This is a genomic window from Mycobacterium sp. GA-0227b (genome assembly GCF_001499855.1).
Taxonomy (GTDB): domain Bacteria; phylum Actinomycetota; class Actinomycetes; order Mycobacteriales; family Mycobacteriaceae; genus Mycobacterium.
Genome location: NZ_LQIK01000002.1, coordinates 40743 through 58003, shown reverse-complemented (window position 1 = coordinate 58003; position 17261 = coordinate 40743). Strand labels below are relative to the sequence as shown.

The window sequence follows — 17261 nt, the reverse complement described above, 5'->3', positions numbered from 1 at the left end:
CCGTGACTTCACTACCTACGGGGTCGCCGCGCTCCGGCGCCAAAACCGCTGTTGCGCTGCGTATTCAGGACTGCGCGCGGGTCTCGGTGCGCCTGCTGCGAATTTGCAAAAGTCGCGTACCGATAACGGCCGCAATGACTCCCAGAACCACCACAATGGTCAACGCCGTCCACGGAAAGTCCGGTGTCGTCAACTCGCTGAGAAAATTCTTCGAACCCTGAACCGCGCCACGGCCTTCGGCGACATCCTGACCGGCTTCCAGCGTGACCCGGTCGAAAGTGGTGCTGAACGAACCCGACTCGCTGGGGCTGAGCACCAGCACGGTCGACCCGGGAAACGCCTGTCCCACCTCGGTCGCGATATCGCGCAGTGGCGTGTCGACCGGCGGGTTCTGGTCGACGACGACGATCTTGAGGTCGATGCCCTGCTGCGCAGCCTCGTCGACCACCCCGGGCAGGCCTTCGTTCTCCGGCGTGGGCGAGGCGCTCACGCCGTCGTCGCGGACGTCATCGATGACGAGGTTCATGCACGTGTCGACGGGCGTGGTCGCGGGGTCTCGGCCGACCGGCCCACAGACGTCGGGCGGTATGTATGCCGGCAGAGACGGAAGCACATGCGGTCCGGTCACGAGAGAACCGTACGTGATGGGTACCCAGCGGGGTGACAGCACGCGCAGGCGAGGACAAGACTGAAGACCGACCCTGATTGTTTTGCAGGACAAGCGTACTGTTAGAGTTGGAACGCGGCCGACACAGCCCGTCGGCTGCGAGAACTAGCCGGGAGTTGATGTGAGCAAAGGTAATAACGCCCAATCGTCCTTGAACTCTTTTGATGCCCGCGACACCCTGAAGGTCGGCGACAAGAGCTACGAGATCTACCGCCTCGATGCGGTTAAGGGCACCGAGAAGCTGCCCTACAGCCTGAAAGTTCTGGCCGAGAACCTGCTGCGCACCGAGGACGGCAAGAACATCACGAAAGACCACATCGAGGCGCTCGCCAAGTGGGATCCCGAAGCAGAGCCCAGCGTGGAGATCCAGTTCACCCCGGCCCGGGTGGTGATGCAGGACTTCACCGGTGTGCCGTGCATCGTCGATCTCGCCACCATGCGGGAAGCGATCGGCGACCTGGGCGGAGACCCCGACAAGGTCAATCCGCTCGCCCCCGCCGACCTGGTGATCGACCACTCCGTGATCGCCGACCTGTTCGGCCGCGAAGACGCGTTCGAACGCAACGTCGAGATCGAGTACGAGCGCAACGGCGAGCGCTATCAGTTCCTGCGCTGGGGACAGGGCGCCTTCGACGACTTCAAGGTGGTCCCGCCGGGGACCGGGATCGTGCACCAGGTCAACATCGAGTACCTGGCGCGGGTGGTGTGGTCCCGCGAGGACGCGCACGGGACAGTGACTGCCTACCCCGACACCTGCGTCGGCACCGACAGCCACACCACGATGGTCAACGGCCTGGGCGTGCTGGGGTGGGGCGTCGGCGGCATCGAGGCCGAGGCCGCGATGCTTGGCCAACCGGTGTCGATGCTCATCCCCCGGGTGGTCGGGTTCAAGCTGACCGGTGAGCGCCAACCCGGGGTGACCGCCACCGACGTGGTGCTCACCGTTACCGAGATGCTCCGCAAGCACGGCGTGGTCGGCAAGTTCGTCGAGTTCTACGGCGACGGCGTGGCCGAGGTGCCGCTGGCCAACCGCGCCACCCTGGGGAACATGAGCCCCGAATTCGGTTCGACCGCAGCCATTTTCCCGATCGACGCGGTCACCATCGACTATCTGCGGATGACCGGGCGCAGCGACGAGCAGCTCGCTCTGGTCGAGGCCTATGCCAAGGAACAGGGCATGTGGCACGACCCGAAGCGGGAGCCCAAGTTCTCCGAGTACATCGAGCTCGACCTCTCCGACGTGGTGCCCTCGATCGCGGGGCCGAAGCGCCCGCAGGACCGCATCGCGCTGAACGAGGCGAAGGACGCCTTCCGCAAGGCCATTCACAACTATGTCGAGGATGGCAACTCTCCCGCGCACACCAAACTCGACGAGGCCGTCGAGGAAACGTTCCCGGCCAGTGACCCGGCGTCCAGCCTGGCGTTCGCCGACGACGACGCCGTGGTGCCGTCGGCGGCCGTGGGATCCAACGGCCGACCCACGAACCCCGTGGAGGTCAAGTCCGACGAGCGCGGCGAGTTCATCCTCGACCACGGTGCCGTGGTCATCGCGGCTATCACCTCGTGCACCAACACGTCCAACCCCGAGGTCATGCTCGGCGCGGCGCTGCTCGCCAAGAACGCCGTGGAGAAGGGACTGACCACAAAACCGTGGGTGAAGACGACGATGGCGCCCGGTTCGCAGGTCGTCACCGACTACTACGAGAAGGCCGATCTGTGGCCGTATCTGGAGAAGCTCGGCTTCTATCTGGTGGGCTACGGCTGCACTACCTGCATCGGCAACAGCGGGCCACTGCCCGAGGAAATCTCGCAGGTGGTCAACGACGCCGATCTGTCGGTGGCCGCGGTGTTGTCGGGTAACCGCAACTTCGAAGGCCGCATCAATCCCGACGTGAAGATGAACTACCTGGCGTCGCCGCCGCTGGTCATCGCCTACGCGCTGGCGGGAACGATGGACTTCGACTTCGACAACGAACCGCTGGGCAAGGACTCGGATGACAACGAGGTGTTCCTCAAAGACATCTGGCCCTCGCAGAAGGACATCGACGACACCATCGCCTCGGCCATCAACACCGAGATGTTCACCAAGAACTACGCCGACGTGTTCAAGGGTGACGAGCGCTGGCGTAACCTGCCGACCCCGAGCGGCAACACCTTCGAGTGGGCCGACGACTCGACCTATGTGCGCAAGCCGCCGTACTTCGACGGGATGCCGGCCGAGCCGGAGCCGGTGACCGACATCAAGGGCGCCAAAGTGCTGGCGTTGCTGGGTGATTCGGTCACCACCGACCACATCTCCCCCGCGGGAAGTATCAAGCCCGGCACCCCCGCCGCGCAGTACCTCGAGGAGAACGGCGTCGAGAAGAAGGATTACAACTCTTACGGCTCCCGGCGCGGCAACCACGAGGTGATGATCCGCGGCACGTTCGCCAACATCCGGCTGCGCAACGAGCTGCTAGACGACGTGTCCGGCGGCTATACCCGCGACTTCACCAACGGCGGCGAGCAGGCGTTCATTTACGACGCCGCGCAAAACTATGCGGCGCAGGATATTCCGCTGGTCGTCCTGGGTGGCAAGGAGTACGGCTCGGGCTCGTCGCGGGACTGGGCTGCCAAGGGCACCCGGCTGCTGGGCGTGCGCGCGGTGATCTGTGAGTCGTTCGAGCGGATCCACCGGTCGAACCTGATCGGCATGGGCGTGATTCCGCTGCAGTTCCCCGAGGGCGAGTCGGCGTCGTCGTTGAAGCTCGACGGTACCGAGACCTTCGACATCACCGGCATCGAGGACCTCAACGAGGGTAAGACGCCCAAGACGGTGAAAGTCACTGCCACGAAGGAAGATGGTGACACCGTCGAGTTCGACGCGGTGGTGCGCATCGACACCCCCGGCGAGGCGGACTACTACCGCAACGGCGGCATCCTGCAGTACGTGCTGCGCAACATGCTGAAGTCATAGCGGGGACTCACGCGTGCCCCGGGTCACCGACGACCACCTGGCGGCGCGTCGTCGGCAGATCCTCGACGGCGCCCGCCGGTGCTTCGCGGAGTACGGCTACGACAAGGCGACCGTGCGGCGGCTCGAGCAGACGATCGGGCTGTCGCGCGGCGCCATCTTCCACCACTTCCGGGACAAGGACACGCTGTTCTTCGAACTGGCCCGCGAGGATGCCGAGCGGATGGCCGACGTCGCCGCGAGGGAGGGGCTCGTCCAAGTGATGCGGGACATGCTCGCTGCGCCCGATCAGTTCGACTGGCTGGCCACGCGGCTGGAGATCGCGCGAAAGCTCCGCAACGACCCCGAGTTCCACCGTGGGTGGTCCGAGCGGTCCGCCGAACTCTCGGCGGCCACCCATCAGCGGTTACGTATGCAGAAACAGGCGGGCCGTCTGCGCGACGACGTCCCCAGCGCCGTGCTGCAGACCTATCTCGACCTCGTCCTCGACGGTTTGGTTGCGCGGTTGGCTTCGGGAGACGATCCCGAAAAGCTCAGTGCCGTACTGGACCTCGTCGAGGCATCGGTGCGGCAGCGACCGGACTAGCTGGCGCGCCTGCTGCGGTGGTTGGGACCGCCGCGGCTGCGCATCGTGGTGCCCGACTCGCGCAGCATGCTGTGGATCGAACCGTACGATCGGCCGGTGGACGCCACCAGCGTGCGGATACTCGCGCCACCCTCGTAAGCACTCCGCAACTCGTTGAGCAACTGGTCTCTCGACTTGTCCAGCTTCTTCATCAGCACCTCCCCGCTTGATGCCCCGACGCATACCCAGCGTATGAACCGGTTACACACGGCGGATGAAAATGACGAAACGGTCTCCAGAGCCGGATCAGGCCAACTCGATGAGGTCGCGGTATTCCTCGGACCAGTAATCCTCGGTGCCGTCGGGAAGCAGTACCACGCGCTGCGGGTCCAACGCTTCGGCGGCGCCGGGATCGTGGGTCACCAGCACGACTGCGCCGACGTAGCTGCGCAGTGCGTCGAGCACCTGCTCGCGTGACGCGGGATCGAGGTTGTTCGTCGGCTCGTCGAGCAACAGCACGTTCGCGGTCGACGCGACGAGCCCGGCGAGCGCCAGTCGTGTCTTCTCGCCGCCGGACAGCGTGCCCGCCGGCTGCTCCAGCTGCGGTCCGCTGAACATGAAGGCGCCCAACAGACCCCGAAGGTCCTGCTCGCCGGTGTCGGGCGCCGCGTGCCGGATGTTCTCCCACACCGTCGCGGTGTCGTCGAGGGTGTCGTGTTCCTGGGCGAAATAGCCGAGCTTGAGGCCGTGGCCGGGTTCCAACGCACCGGCATCCGGCGTTTCGGCGCCGGCCAGCAGGCGCAGCAGCGTGGTCTTGCCCGCGCCGTTGAGGCCGAGCACCACCACCCGTGAGCCGCGGTCGATCGCCAGGTCGACACCGGTGAAGACCTCGAGCGACCCGTAGTTCTTCGTCAGGCCCTTGGCGACGAGCGGGGTTCGTCCGCACGGCGCGGGCGTCGGGAACTTGATGCGGGCCACCTTGTCGGCGACGCGTTCCTCGTCGAGGGCGGCCATCATTCGATCGGCACGTCGCAACATGTTCTGCGCGGCAACGGCTTTGGTGGCCTTGGCGCCCATCTTGGCGGCCTGGGAGCGCAACGCGGACGCCTTGCGTTCGGCGTTGGCGCGTTCGCGGCGGCGCCGCTGTTCGTCGGTGGCGCGCGCGTCGAGGTACTTCTGCCAACCCATGTTGTAGACGTCGACCTCGCCGCGCACCGCGTCGAGGAACCACACCCGGTTCACCACATCGGCGAGCAGATCGACGTTGTGGCTGATGACGATCAGACCGCCGGTGTGCTGCTGTAAGAAGTCACGCAGCCAGCCGATGGAATCGGCATCGAGGTGGTTGGTGGGTTCGTCGAGCAGCAGCGTTGTCGAAGATCCAGCACCGCTCTCGGATGCGGAGAACAGGATCCGGGCGAGTTCTACGCGGCGGCGCTGACCGCCGGACAGCGTGCGCAGCGGTTGGGTCAGGACGCGTTCGGGCAGTCCGAGGCTCGCGCAGATCCGGCTCGCCTCGCTCTCGGCGGCATAGCCGCCCAGCGCCGCGAACCGTTCCTCGAGCTGACCGTACCGGCGGACGGCCTTGTCCCGGGCGGCGTCGTCGGCGACCTCGGCCATCAGCACCTGCTGCTTCTCCAGGTCGGCCAGCAAGGTGTCGAGCCCGCGTGCCGACAGGACCCGGTCACGAGCGAGCACGTCGAGGTCGCCTTCTCTGGGATCCTGTGGCAGATAACCGATTTCGCCGTTGCGCGCGATATCTCCCGCGTATGGCTCGCTTTCGCCTGCGAGGATGCGCAGCGTGGTGGTCTTGCCTGCGCCGTTGCGGCCGACCAAGCCGATCCGATCGCCGGGCTGCACCCGAAGCGCGGTTCCGTCGGTGGACAGCAACGTGCGTGCCCCGGCGCGGACCTCGAGGTCCGTTGCGGTGATCACGCTGTGCTGTCCTTACTTTGTCGTCACTTGTCGTCGGTGAAGACCGGGGCCCGTTTCTCGGCGCGCGCTGCCACCGCTTCTTCGAAGTTGGCGGTGAGCAACCGGACGAAGAGTTGTCCGAGGCCCTCGGCTTGCATATGCCCTTCCAGGCTACCGGCGTCCAGTCCACTCCAAAGTGTGCGTTTGGTCAACTCGATTCCCGGCCGGGAGAACGTCGCGATGCGCTCACCGAGTTGATAGCAAACCTCGAGCAGGTCGTCGTCGGGCACCGCGCGGGACACCAGCCCGATGCGTTCGGCCTCGGCGGCGTCGACGTCGCGGCCGGTCAGCATCAGCTCGAAGGCCCGCGAGGTGCCGATGGCGCGCGGTAGCAGATAGGACAATCCCAGTTCACTGGCGGTCAGACCGTTGTTGATACCCGCCGCGCGAAAGTAGGCGCCGTCGGCGGCGACGCGGATGTCGCAGGCCAGCGCCAGGCACAGGCCGCCGCCGATGGCGGCGCCGTTGACCGCGGCGATCACCGGCTGGTGCATCTTGCGCAGGGCCAGGATGACGTCGTCGAGCACCTCCATGGACCGCAGCGCGAACGTCGGCCGGGTCAGCCCGTCGATGTGCGGTACGGAGCCGGCTGACTTGTGGTCGGCGCCGGAGGAAAAGCCGCGTCCGGCGCCGGTCAGCACCACCGCCCGCACGGAGTTGTCGCAGGTCAGCTCCTCGATCACCTTCTTGAGCGGCACCATGACGTCGAAGGCCATGGAGTTCATCCGTTCCGGCCGGTTCAGGGTCACCAGCGCGACGCCGGGCCGCGGCCGGTCGACCAGGACGAAGTTGCTCTGTTCGGTGTCTGCGCGCTCGTTCACGCAGTGCACGCTATCGCGTGCGCGGCTTCACTCCGGCTGGCCGTTGTCCTGCGCTGCGATCGCGGCGTCGATGTCGAACTCCTTGACCCGCTGAACGAGCTCCTCGAGGGCCGCGGGCGGCAAGGCGCCGGCCTGGTTGAACACCAGTTTGCCCTTCTTGAACGCCATCAACGTCGGAATGGACCGGATGTCGGCGGCCGCCGCCAGCGCCTGTTCGGCCTCGGTGTCGACCTTGGCGTACACCACGTCCGGATGCTCCTCGGAGGACGCCGCGAACGTGGGGGCGAATGCCTTGCACGGGCCACACCACGACGCCCAGAAGTCCACCAGCACGATCTCGTTGTCGTTGATGGTGTCGTTGAATTGTTCGGCGGTGATGTCTTGGGTAGCCACGTAGTGTCCTAACGCTGGTGTTCAGCCGGGTGTTCCCCAGCCTACGGACGACGAAACGGTGCAGCGCCCGATCGCCGTCGTCAGACCGTGAAGCCGAGCGCCCGAAGCTGTTCGCGGCCGTCCTCGGTGATCTTGTCCGGTCCCCACGGCGGGTTCCACACCCAGTTGATCCTCAGCTCGTCGACCAGGCCTGCACCCACCAGCGCGGTGCGCGACTGATCCTCGATGACATCGGTCAGCGGGCACGCGGCCGACGTCAGGGTCATGTCGATCAACGCGACGTTGCCCTGCTCCCCCTGCTCGACGTTGATTCCGTAGACCAGGCCTAAGTCGACGACGTTGATCCCGAGTTCCGGGTCGACCACGTCGCGCATCGCCTCCTCGAGATCGAACAACAGTTCCTCGTTAGGCACTGCGGTGTCGCTCATTTGGCGTCTCCTCTGTCCCGAATTCAGCGCCGGCTTGAGCCAGCGCGTCCTTGAAAGCCATCCAACCCAGCAGCGCGCACTTGACCCGCGCCGGATACTTCGCGACACCGGCGAACGCGATGCCGTCTCCGATCACATCTTCGTCGCCGTCGACCGTCCCGCGCGATGAAATCATCTCGCTGAACGCCGCGACCGTTTTCAACGCGTCTCCGACGCTTTGCCCGATCACCTGATCGGTCAGCACGGACGTCGAGGCCTGGCTGATCGAACAGCCCTGGCCGTCATAGGAGATGTCGTTCACCTGCTCGCCGTCGCCGGACAACGTCACCCGCAGCGTCACCTCGTCCCCGCAGGTGGGATTGACGTGGTGCACCTGCGCGTCGAACGGCTCGCGCAGCCCGCGGTTGTGCGGGTGCTTGTAGTGATCGAGGATCACTTCCTGATAGATCTGCTCCAGCCGCACGTCAGTCCCTGCCGAAGAATTCCACGGCCCGACGGACACCCGCCACCAGCCGATCGACCTCTTCGACGGTGTTGTACACCGCAAACGATGCCCGCGCGGTGGCCGCGATGCCGAACCGGCGGTGCAGCGGCCACGCGCAGTGGTGGCCGACGCGCACCGCCACGCCCTCGTCGTCGAGCACCTGCCCCACATCGTGGGCGTGCACGCCGTCGACGACGAAGCTGACCGGCGACCCGCGGTTCTCCAACGACATCGGCCCGATGATCTGCACGCCGTCGATCGCGGTCAGCCCTTCGAGCGCCGCGGCAACCAGCTCGGCCTCGTGCGCTTCGACGGCGTCCATCCCGACCTCGCGCAGATACCGCGCGGCAGCGGCCAGCCCGACCACTTGCGACGTCATCGGCGTACCCGCCTCGAAGCGCTGTGGCGCCGGCGCGTACGTCGTCTCCTCCATCGTGACGGTCTCGATCATCGACCCGCCGGTGAGGAACGGGGGCAACGCGTTCAGCAGCTCGCCGCGACCGTACAACACACCGATTCCGGTCGGCCCCAACATCTTGTGCCCGGAGAATGCCGCGAAGTCGACGTCGAGTGCATGGAAGTCGACCGGCTGGTGCGGCACCGACTGGCAGGCGTCGAGCACGGTCAGCGCACCGACCGCCTTGGCGCGCGAAACCAGTTCGGCAACCGGGGCCAGCGCGCCGGTCACGTTCGAATGATGGCTGAACGCAACGACTTTGACGCGCTCGTCGAGTTGGAGTGAGTCGAGATCGATGCGGCCGTCAGGAGTGACCCCGTACCATCTCAGCGTCGCGCCGGTGCGACGCGCCAACTCCTGCCATGGCACCAGATTGGCGTGATGCTCGAGTTCGGTCGTGACGATCACATCACCCGGGCCGACGGCGCCTGCGAAGCGAGGGTCACCCAGCGCATAGGACACCAGGTTGAGCGCCTCGGTCGCGTTCTTGGTGAACACCAACTCATCGGGGTCGGCGCCGACGAACGCCGCGATGTCCGCGCGGCCCTCCTCGTAGGCGTCGGTGGCCTCCTCCATCAACTGGTGAGCGCCGCGGTGCACGGCGCCGTACGAGGTGACCAGGAATTCGCGCTCGGCGTCGAGGACCTGCAGCGGCCGTTGCGACGTCGCACCGGAATCCAGGTACGCCAACACGTTTCCGCCGCGCATCTGCTTCTTCAGAATCGGGAAGTCCGCGCGGATGGCGGCCAGATCCAATGGGCGAACGGAGGCGGTCACGGGTTACGCCTCCGCGGCCGCCGTCTGGGTGAACCGGACGTAGCCGTTCTCCTCGAGTTCGTCGGCGAGTTCCGGGCCACCGGAGGTGACGATGCGGCCGTCGACGAACACGTGCACGAACTGCGGCCGGATGTACCGCAGGATCCGGGTGTAGTGCGTGATCAGCAGCACGCCGCCGTGCTCGGTCTCGGCGTAACGGTTGACGCCCTCGCTGACCACCCGCAGCGCATCGACGTCCAGACCCGAGTCGGTCTCGTCGAGGATCGCGATCTTCGGCTTCAGCAGAGCCAGTTGCAGGATCTCGTGGCGCTTCTTCTCACCGCCCGAGAACCCTTCGTTGACACTGCGTTCGGAGAACGCCGCGTCGATCCCGAGGTCGCTCATCGCGCCCTTGACCTCTTTGACCCAGTGGCGCAGCTTCGGCGCCTCGCCCCGCACGGCGGTCGCGGCGGTGCGCAGGAAGTTCGACATCGAGACCCCCGGCACCTCGACGGGGTACTGCATCGCGAGGAACAGGCCGGCGCGGGCGCGCTCGTCGATGCTCATCTCCAGCACATCCTGGCCGTCCAGCGTGATCGAACCGGATGTCACCGTGTACCTGGGGTGGCCGGCGATGGCGTACGACAGGGTCGATTTGCCGGAACCGTTGGGGCCCATCACCGCATGGGTCTCCCCCGACTTCACGGTCAGGTCGACACCCTTGAGGATCGGTATCTCGGTCTGCTCGGGCGTGAGGACAGAGACGTGCAGGTCTTTGACTTCCAGTGTGGTCATGATTGGGCTGTTCTCGATTCCGTGATCGCTAGTTCTCGTTCAATTGCTTCGGTGAGGCGCTCGCGCACCGCGGGCACGGCGATTTTGGCGATGATCTCGTTGAAGAAGCCGCGCACCACCAAGCGACGTGCCTGATCCTCGGGGATGCCCCGGGCCCGCAGATAGAACAACTGTTCATCGTCGAAACGCCCGGTGGCACTGGCGTGTCCGGCACCGACGATCTCGCCCGTCTCGATCTCGAGGTTGGGCACCGAATCGGCGCGCGCGCCGTCGGTGAGCAGCAGATTGCGGTTCACCTCGAAGGTGTCGGTGCCCGTGGCTTCCGCGCGGATCAACACGTCGCCGACCCACACGGTGTGCGCATCGGGCCGGTTGGATGCCGGATCGCCTTGCAGCGCACCCTTGTACAGCACATCGGACTTGCAGTTCGGATGGGCGTGGTCGACCAGCAGCCGCGACTCGAAGTGCTGACCGTCGTCGGCGAAGTAGGTGCCGAGCAACTTGGCGTCGCCGCCGGTTCCGGTGAAGCGGACCGTCGCCGTGGTCCGGACGACGTCGCCGCCGAGCGTGACGTTGACGTGCCCGAGCACGGCATCCTTACCCAGGCGCGCGTGATGCGCGCTGACGTGCACCATGTCGTCGGCCCAGTCGGCGATCCAGATCACCCCGAGGCCGGCCGAGTCGCCGACGATGATCTCGACGTTGTCGGCGTAGGTTCCGCTACCCCGCAGGTCCACGACGACGATCGCCCGCGACAGTTCCTCGACGCGGATCTGCAGATGCCCGTAAGCCACCGCGCCCTCGCCCGGGCCGCTGATGTCGACCTCGATCGGCTCGGCGACCTCGGTGTCGCGGGCCACGGTGACGATCGTCGCGGTGTCGAACGACGAAAATGCTTGGGCGGCAATCCGGTCGGCAGGCACGCCGCCCTCGCCGAGCCGCTCGTCGCCGCGGTGCACCGTCTCCACGGTGACGCCGGGCAGTTCGGACACCCGAATCTGGGCGCTACCCGTCGCGGTCGCGGAGCCGTCGTGCAGACCGCGGAGACGTTTGAGCGGTGTGAACCGCCAGATCTCGTCGCGGCCACCGGGCACCTCGAAGGCGTTCACGTCGAACGAGGTGAAGATCTCGCCCTTGTTGAGTGCGGATCCGGCCGGCGTCCCCTCGACGGCGGTGGTCAGCTCGGAAACCACTCAGCCCACCGCGCCTTCCATTTGCAGCTCGATCAGCCGGTTGAGCTCCAGCGCGTACTCCATCGGGAGTTCCTTGGCGATCGGCTCGACGAAGCCGCGCACCACCATCGCCATTGCCTCGTCCTCGGTGAGGCCGCGGCTCATCAGGTAGAACAGCTGGTTCTCGCTGACCTTCGACACGGTGGCCTCGTGACCCATGGTCACGTCGTCCTCGCGAATGTCGACGTAGGGATAGGTGTCGCTGCGGCTGACGGTATCGACAAGCAGCGCATCGCATTTCACACTGGAGCGCGATCCGTGTGCGCCCTTGTTGACCTGGACCAGGCCGCGGTAGGACGCGCGGCCGCCGCCGCGGGCCACCGACTTCGACACGATGTTGCTCGACGTGTTCGGCGCCAGGTGCAGCATCTTGGCGCCGGTGTCCTGGTGCTGCCCCTCGCCGGCGAACGCCACCGACAGCACCTCGCCACGGGCGTGCTCACCGGTCATCCACACGGCCGGGTACTTCATGGTGACCTTCGAGCCGATGTTGCCGTCGACCCATTCCATCGTCGCTCCGGCCTCGGCGCGGGCCCGCTTGGTGACCAGGTTGTAGACGTTGTTCGACCAGTTCTGAATCGTCGTGTAGCGGCAGCGGCCGCCCGGCTTGACGATGATCTCCACGACCGCGGAGTGCAGCGAGTCGCTCTTGTAGATCGGCGCGGTGCAGCCCTCGACGTAGTGCACGTAGGCGCCCTCGTCGACGATGATCAGCGTGCGCTCGAACTGGCCCATGTTCTCGGTGTTGATCCGGAAGTAGGCCTGCAGCGGGATGTCGACGTGCACGCCGGGCGGGACATAGATGAACGATCCGCCCGACCACACCGCGGTGTTGAGCGCGGAGAACTTGTTGTCGCCGGCCGGGATCACGGTGCCGAAGTACTGCTTGAAGATGTCCGGATGCTCGCGCAGCGCGGTGTCGGTGTCGAGGAAGACGACGCCCTGGGCCTCGAGGTCCTCGCGGATCTGGTGGTAGACCACCTCTGACTCGTACTGGGCCGCCACGCCGGAGACCAGACGCTGCTTCTCCGCCTCCGGGATGCCGAGCTTGTCGTAGGTGTTGCGGATGTCCTCGGGCAGGTCGTCCCAGGTGGCGGCCTGCTTCTCGGTGGACCGCACGAAGTACTTGATGTTGTCGAAGTCGATGCCCTCGAGGTTGGAACCCCACGTCGGCATCGGCTTCTTGGTGAAGGTGCGCAGCGCCTTCAACCGGGTCTCGAGCATCCACTCGGGCTCGTTCTTCTTCGCCGAGATGTCACGAACCACCGCCTCGGACAATCCGCGCTGCGCGCTGGCGCCCGCGACGTCGGAGTCCACCCAGCCGTAGCCGTACCGGCTCAGCGAGGCGATGGCCTCGTCCTGGCTGAGCGGTTCGCCTATCTTGTGGACCTCGGGTGTCGTCGTCATCTCGACGCTCCTTGCTTGCTAGTTGGGGCTGTGGCTGTGATCTTGTCGACCTTGTCGACCAGCGGTACGTGCGTGGTGCAGGCGCAGTCGCCGTTGACGATCGTGGCGAGCCTCTGCACGTGGGTCCCCAGAACCTCGGCGAAGGCCTCCCGCTCCGTCTCGCACAGTTCCGGGAACTCCTCCGCGACGTGAGACACCGGACAGTGATGCTGACACAACTGGATTCCGTGGATCGGTCCAGGCGCCGGCGTCACCGATGTCACAGTCGTCGCGTAGCCGGCCTCGGTCAGCGCGGCCGCCACCCGGTCGGCCTTTGATTCAACGTCATCAGGGCCCTCGGTTACTCCCGCGAGAATCCCGTCGATACGACGACGCGCGAACGCCCGCACGGCGTCGTCGCCGCCGATCTCGCGCAACTGCCGGATCGCCGCGGCGGCGAGGTCGTCGTAGGCGTGGCTCAGCTTGGCGCGACCCGCCGGGGTGAGCCGGTACCGCTTGGCGGGCCTACCGCGTCCGGTGTGCTGCCAGGCGGCCGCGGCGCTGGCCTGCGCGTCGCCCGCGTCCATCAGCGCGTCGAGGTGGCGACGCACCCCGGCCGCGGAGATTCCGAGCCGCTCACCGATCTCGCCCGCCGTGATCGGTCCGGATTCCAGCAGCAGCTGCACGATCGCACCACGCGTGTGGCGATCGGCTCCTGCGGCGGTGCTGGGTGTCGCCGCCGTAGCGGCGCCAGCGTCCGGACTGAATTTCACAACACTATTGTGACGGAATTCCGAAAGCCGTGTAAAGCAAGGGCACCCTTAGCCCGACCTCGGCCCGTCCGGGGCCGCCCACATCGGCGGTTACGCTGCTGAGGTGGCAGCCCGCCTCCCGTCGTTCAGCTCGTCGATCGCCCGTTGGCACGCCGACGAACCCCCGGTGGGCTCACCCCTCAACGACGCCGAGGTCATCGCGCTGCGCCGGACCCGGCTGTTCGGTGCGGCCGGCACGGTGCTGATGGCGATCGGCGCGCTCGGCGTCGGGGCCAGACCGGTGGTGCAGGATCCGACGTTCGGCGTGCGACTGCTCAACCTGCCGTCCCGCATCCAGACGGTGTCGCTGACCATGACCACCACCGGTGCGGTGATGATGGCGTTGGCCTGGCTCATGCTCGGCCGGTTCGCGCTGGGAGACCGGCGCATGTCGCGCAGTCAACTGGACCGTCTGCTGTGGCTGTGGGTGCTTCCGCTGCTGATCGCCCCGCCGATGTACAGCCGCGACGTCTACTCCTACCTGGCACAGAGTGAGATCGGTATCAGCGGCCTGGACCCCTACCGGGTGGGTCCGGCGACCGGTCTCGGCCTGGACCACGTGTTCACGCTGTCCGTTCCGAACATGTGGCGCGAGACGCCGGCCCCGTACGGTCCGCTGTTCCTGTGGATCGGCCAGGGCATCTCGGCGTTGACCGGCGAGAACATCGTGGCCGCGGTGCTGTGTCACCGGCTGGTCGTGCTGTTCGGCGTCGGCCTGATCGTCTGGGCGACGCCTCGCCTGGCCCGTCGCTGCGGTGTTGCGGAGGTGAGCGCGCTGTGGCTCGGCGCCGCGAATCCGCTGTTGATCATGCATCTGGTGGCGGGCATCCACAACGAGGCGTTGATGCTGGGGCTGATGCTCGCCGGCACCGAGTTCGCCCTGCGCGGGGTCAGCAGCATCGGCGCCGCCATGCCCCTGGTTCCCAGGCCGCTGACGTGGCCGCAAGGCCGCGCGCAGTGGGCGCAGTGGTGGCCGCTGGCGATGCTGTTGCTGGGTGTCGTGCTGATCACGCTGTCGTCGCAGGTGAAGCTGCCGTCGTTGCTGGCGCTGGGCTTCGTGGCGATGGCGCTGGCCTGCCGGTGGGGCGGCACGGTCAAGGCGTTTTTCCTGGCCGGGGGGTCACTGACGGCCGTGTCGGTCGCGGTGATGGCGATCATCGGGTGGGCCAGCGGCCTGGGATTCGGCTGGCTCTTCACGTTGGGCACCGCGAACGTCGTGCGCAGTTGGATGTCGCTGCCCACCTTGCTCGCCCTGGGCACCGGACAGGTCGGCATCCTGCTGGGTCTCGGCGACCACACCACCGCGGTGCTGGGCCTGACCCGTGCGATCGGCGTGTTCATCATCGCGATCCTGGTGACCTGGCTGCTGCTGGCGGTGCTGCGGGGCCGCCTGCACCCGGTGGGCGGGCTCGGCGTCGCGCTCGGCGTGACCGTGCTGCTGTTTCCGGTGGTCCAGCCCTGGTATGTGTTGTGGGCCGTGCTGCCCCTCGCGGCGTGGGCCACGCGGCCGGCGTTCCGCAGCACGACGATCGTGGTGACGCTGGCGGTCGGCATTTTCGGCCCCACCGCAAACGGCGACCGGTTCACGCTGTTTCAGATCCTGCTCGCCGTGGCGGCCAGCACCGTGATCGTGGCGGCGTTGATCCTGCTCACTTACAACCGGCTGCCCTGGCGGAGCGTGACGACGCGGCCGTCCGAGCAGCCGTCGCCACCGGAACCACAGCCGGTGAGACCCGACGCCTACGCTGAGTCCCCGTGACCCACCCAGGACCGGGGACCTCCCCCGCCCCCGTGCGCCTGAGCGGGGTCAGCAAGCGCTACGGGTCGACGATCGCGGTCTCAGACCTCGACCTGGAGGTCCAGACCGCCGAGGTGTTCGCCCTGCTCGGGCCGAACGGGGCGGGCAAGACCACCACCGTGGAGATGTGCGAAGGCTTCATCAAGCCCGACGCCGGCACCATCGAGATCCTCGGCCTGGACCCGGTCGGCGACAACGCCCGGGTGCGCGAGCGCATCGGCGTGATGTTGCAGGGCGGCGGCGCATATCCGGCCGCCCGCGCCGGTGAGATGCTCGACCTCGTCGCGTCCTACGCGGCCAACCCGCTCGACCCCGCGTGGCTGATGGACATCCTCGGGCTGACCGAGGCGGCGCGAACCACCTACCGGCGGCTCTCCGGCGGTCAGCAGCAGCGGCTGGCGCTCGCTTGCGCCGTGGTCGGCCGTCCCGAGCTGGTCTTCCTCGACGAACCGACCGCCGGCATGGACGCCCATGCCCGAATCGTGGTGTGGGAGTTGATCGACGGGCTGCGCCGCGACGGCGTCACGGTGGTGCTGACGACCCATCAACTGACCGAGGCCGAGGAGCTCGCCGACCGCATCATGATCATCGACCACGGTGTCGCGGTGGCCACCGGGACACCGGAGGAGTTGATGCGCAGCGGCGCCGAGAACCAGTTGCGGTTCCGCGCACCGCGCATGCTCGATCTGTCGCTGCTGGTCTCGGCACTGCCGGAGAGCTACCGCGCGAGCGAGACGGCGCCGGGCGAGTACCTGGTGGAGGGCGCGATCAACCCGCAGGTGCTGGCCACGGTGACGGCGTGGTGCGCGCGGCTCGACGTGCTGGCCACCGATATGCGCGTCGAACAGCGGAGCCTCGAGGACGTCTTCCTCGACTTGACCGGACGGGAGCTGCGCCCGTGAATCGTTTTGCGCCGGGCACCTTCTCGCCCGACCCCGGGCCGGCCACCGTGGCGAAGATGCTCGCCGCGCAGTTCGGCCTCGAACTGCGGTTGTTGCTGCGCAACGGCGAACAGCTGTTGTTGACGATGTTCATTCCGATCACGCTGTTGATCGGGTTGACGGTGTTGCCGCTCGGTTCGTTCGGACCGAACCGGGCTGCGACCTTCGTGCCGGCGATCATGGCGCTGGCGGTGATCTCCACCGCGTTCACCGGCCAGGCGATCGCCGTGGCGTTCGACCGCCGCTACGGAGCGCTGAAGCGGTTGGGCGCCACGGCGCTTCCGGTCTGGGGCATCATCGCGGGCAAGTCGCTGGCCGTCGTCGCGGTGGTGTTTCTGCAGTCGATTGTGTTGGGCACGATCGGTTTTGCGCTGGGCTGGCGACCGCACATGGCCGGGTTGGCACTCGGCGCCGCGATCATCGCGCTGGGCACCGCGGGGTTCGCCGCACTGGGCCTGCTGCTGGGGGGCACGCTTCGCGCCGAGATCGTGCTGGCGCTGGCGAACCTACTGTGGTTCGTCTTCGCCGGACTCGGCGCGCTGACCTTGGAGGGCGGCATGGTGCCCTCCGCGGCGCAGTGGGTAGCCCGGTTGACTCCGTCGGGAGCGCTCACCGAGGCGCTGTCGCGGGCGATGACGCTGTCGGTCGACTGGTTCGGCCTGCTGGTGCTCGCGGTGTGGGGTGTCGTCGCCGCACTGTGTGCGCTGCGCTGGTTCCGCTTCACCTGAGGCCGCCGCGCGCAGCACCCGCTACTACGGCCTGTAGTTGCGCTGCTCTACCATCGAACCCGTGCGACGCG

General features: G+C 67.0%; 17 protein-coding genes. 5 read left to right on the top strand and 12 right to left on the bottom strand.

The window, feature by feature from the left end; translation table 11 throughout:
- Positions 1-64 precede the first annotated feature (64 nt).
- Positions 65-628 carry an Rv1476 family membrane protein gene (locus AU185_RS02935; RefSeq protein WP_059100175.1) on the bottom strand — a complete coding sequence of 188 codons (564 nt, stop codon included), beginning with the start codon at positions 626-628 and terminating at the stop codon, positions 65-67.
- Positions 629-788: 160 nt separating this feature from the next.
- Here AU185_RS02935 and acnA point away from each other — a divergent pair, with 160 nt between their 5' ends.
- Positions 789-3623, top strand: a complete 2835-nt coding sequence (gene acnA / locus AU185_RS02930; RefSeq protein ID WP_172800206.1) for an aconitate hydratase AcnA — start codon at positions 789-791, stop codon at positions 3621-3623.
- Between the two features lie 13 nt (positions 3624-3636).
- Positions 3637-4206 (top strand): TetR/AcrR family transcriptional regulator, encoded by a 570-nt coding sequence (locus AU185_RS02925; RefSeq protein WP_059100008.1) that lies wholly within the window; start codon positions 3637-3639, stop codon positions 4204-4206.
- Here AU185_RS02925 and AU185_RS02920 read toward each other — a convergent pair.
- The 11 genes from AU185_RS02920 to AU185_RS02870 all read right to left on the bottom strand — a co-directional run bounded on the left by AU185_RS02920 (position 4203) and on the right by AU185_RS02870 (position 13684).
- A complete protein-coding gene (locus tag AU185_RS02920) occupies positions 4203-4397 on the bottom strand; it encodes a helix-turn-helix domain-containing protein (RefSeq protein ID WP_059100174.1) in 195 nt (64 codons plus the stop codon). The two genes, AU185_RS02925 and AU185_RS02920, sit on opposite strands and share 4 nt — an antisense overlap.
- A 94-nt stretch (positions 4398-4491) precedes the next feature.
- On the bottom strand, positions 4492-6120 hold the full coding sequence (locus tag AU185_RS02915; RefSeq protein ID WP_059100007.1) for an ABC-F family ATP-binding cassette domain-containing protein: 1629 nt from the start codon (positions 6118-6120) through the stop codon (positions 4492-4494).
- 23 nt (positions 6121-6143) lie between these two features.
- Complete coding sequence (locus tag AU185_RS02910) at positions 6144-6980, bottom strand: enoyl-CoA hydratase (protein WP_059100006.1); 837 nt, start codon at positions 6978-6980, stop codon at positions 6144-6146.
- A 27-nt stretch (positions 6981-7007) separates the two neighbouring features.
- Positions 7008-7373: a thioredoxin gene (trxA, locus tag AU185_RS02905; protein ID WP_059100005.1), complete on the bottom strand. Its 366-nt coding sequence runs from the start codon at positions 7371-7373 to the stop codon at positions 7008-7010.
- 80 nt (positions 7374-7453) lie between these two features.
- A complete protein-coding gene (locus AU185_RS02900; protein ID WP_059100004.1) occupies positions 7454-7801 on the bottom strand; it encodes a metal-sulfur cluster assembly factor in 348 nt (115 codons plus the stop codon).
- Positions 7779-8264 (bottom strand): Fe-S cluster assembly sulfur transfer protein SufU, encoded by a 486-nt coding sequence (gene sufU, locus AU185_RS02895; protein ID WP_059100003.1) that lies wholly within the window; start codon positions 8262-8264, stop codon positions 7779-7781. The genes AU185_RS02900 and sufU overlap by 23 nt, the downstream gene beginning before the upstream one ends.
- Before the next feature lies 1 nt (position 8265).
- Positions 8266-9519: a cysteine desulfurase gene (locus AU185_RS02890; RefSeq protein ID WP_059100002.1), complete on the bottom strand. Its 1254-nt coding sequence runs from the start codon at positions 9517-9519 to the stop codon at positions 8266-8268.
- Between the two features lie 3 nt (positions 9520-9522).
- Positions 9523-10293, bottom strand: coding sequence for a Fe-S cluster assembly ATPase SufC (sufC, locus tag AU185_RS02885; protein WP_059100001.1), 771 nt, complete (start codon positions 10291-10293; stop codon positions 9523-9525).
- On the bottom strand, positions 10290-11486 hold the full coding sequence (gene sufD / locus AU185_RS02880) for a Fe-S cluster assembly protein SufD (protein WP_059100000.1): 1197 nt from the start codon (positions 11484-11486) through the stop codon (positions 10290-10292). The genes sufC and sufD overlap by 4 nt, the downstream gene beginning before the upstream one ends.
- On the bottom strand, positions 11487-12932 hold the full coding sequence (gene sufB, locus AU185_RS02875) for a Fe-S cluster assembly protein SufB (protein WP_059099999.1): 1446 nt from the start codon (positions 12930-12932) through the stop codon (positions 11487-11489). It abuts the gene before it with no gap.
- A complete protein-coding gene (locus AU185_RS02870; RefSeq protein ID WP_059099998.1) occupies positions 12929-13684 on the bottom strand; it encodes a helix-turn-helix transcriptional regulator in 756 nt (251 codons plus the stop codon). The genes sufB and AU185_RS02870 overlap by 4 nt, the downstream gene beginning before the upstream one ends.
- A 103-nt stretch (positions 13685-13787) precedes the next feature.
- On the opposite strand from AU185_RS02870, the gene mptB reads away from it, so the two are divergent.
- From mptB to AU185_RS02855, 3 genes are read left to right on the top strand one after another with little or no spacing between them, the layout of a single operon-like run.
- Positions 13788-15482 carry a polyprenol phosphomannose-dependent alpha 1,6 mannosyltransferase MptB gene (gene mptB, locus AU185_RS02865; protein ID WP_059099997.1) on the top strand — a complete coding sequence of 565 codons (1695 nt, stop codon included), beginning with the start codon at positions 13788-13790 and terminating at the stop codon, positions 15480-15482.
- Between the two features lie 32 nt (positions 15483-15514).
- The gene (locus AU185_RS02860) at positions 15515-16423 is read left to right on the top strand and encodes an ABC transporter ATP-binding protein (protein ID WP_059099996.1); all 909 of its coding nucleotides are present in this window, start codon (positions 15515-15517) and stop codon (positions 16421-16423) included.
- Positions 16420-17190 (top strand): ABC transporter permease, encoded by a 771-nt coding sequence (locus AU185_RS02855; protein WP_059099995.1) that lies wholly within the window; start codon positions 16420-16422, stop codon positions 17188-17190. The genes AU185_RS02860 and AU185_RS02855 overlap by 4 nt, the downstream gene beginning before the upstream one ends.
- The last annotated feature ends 71 nt before the right edge of the window (positions 17191-17261 follow it).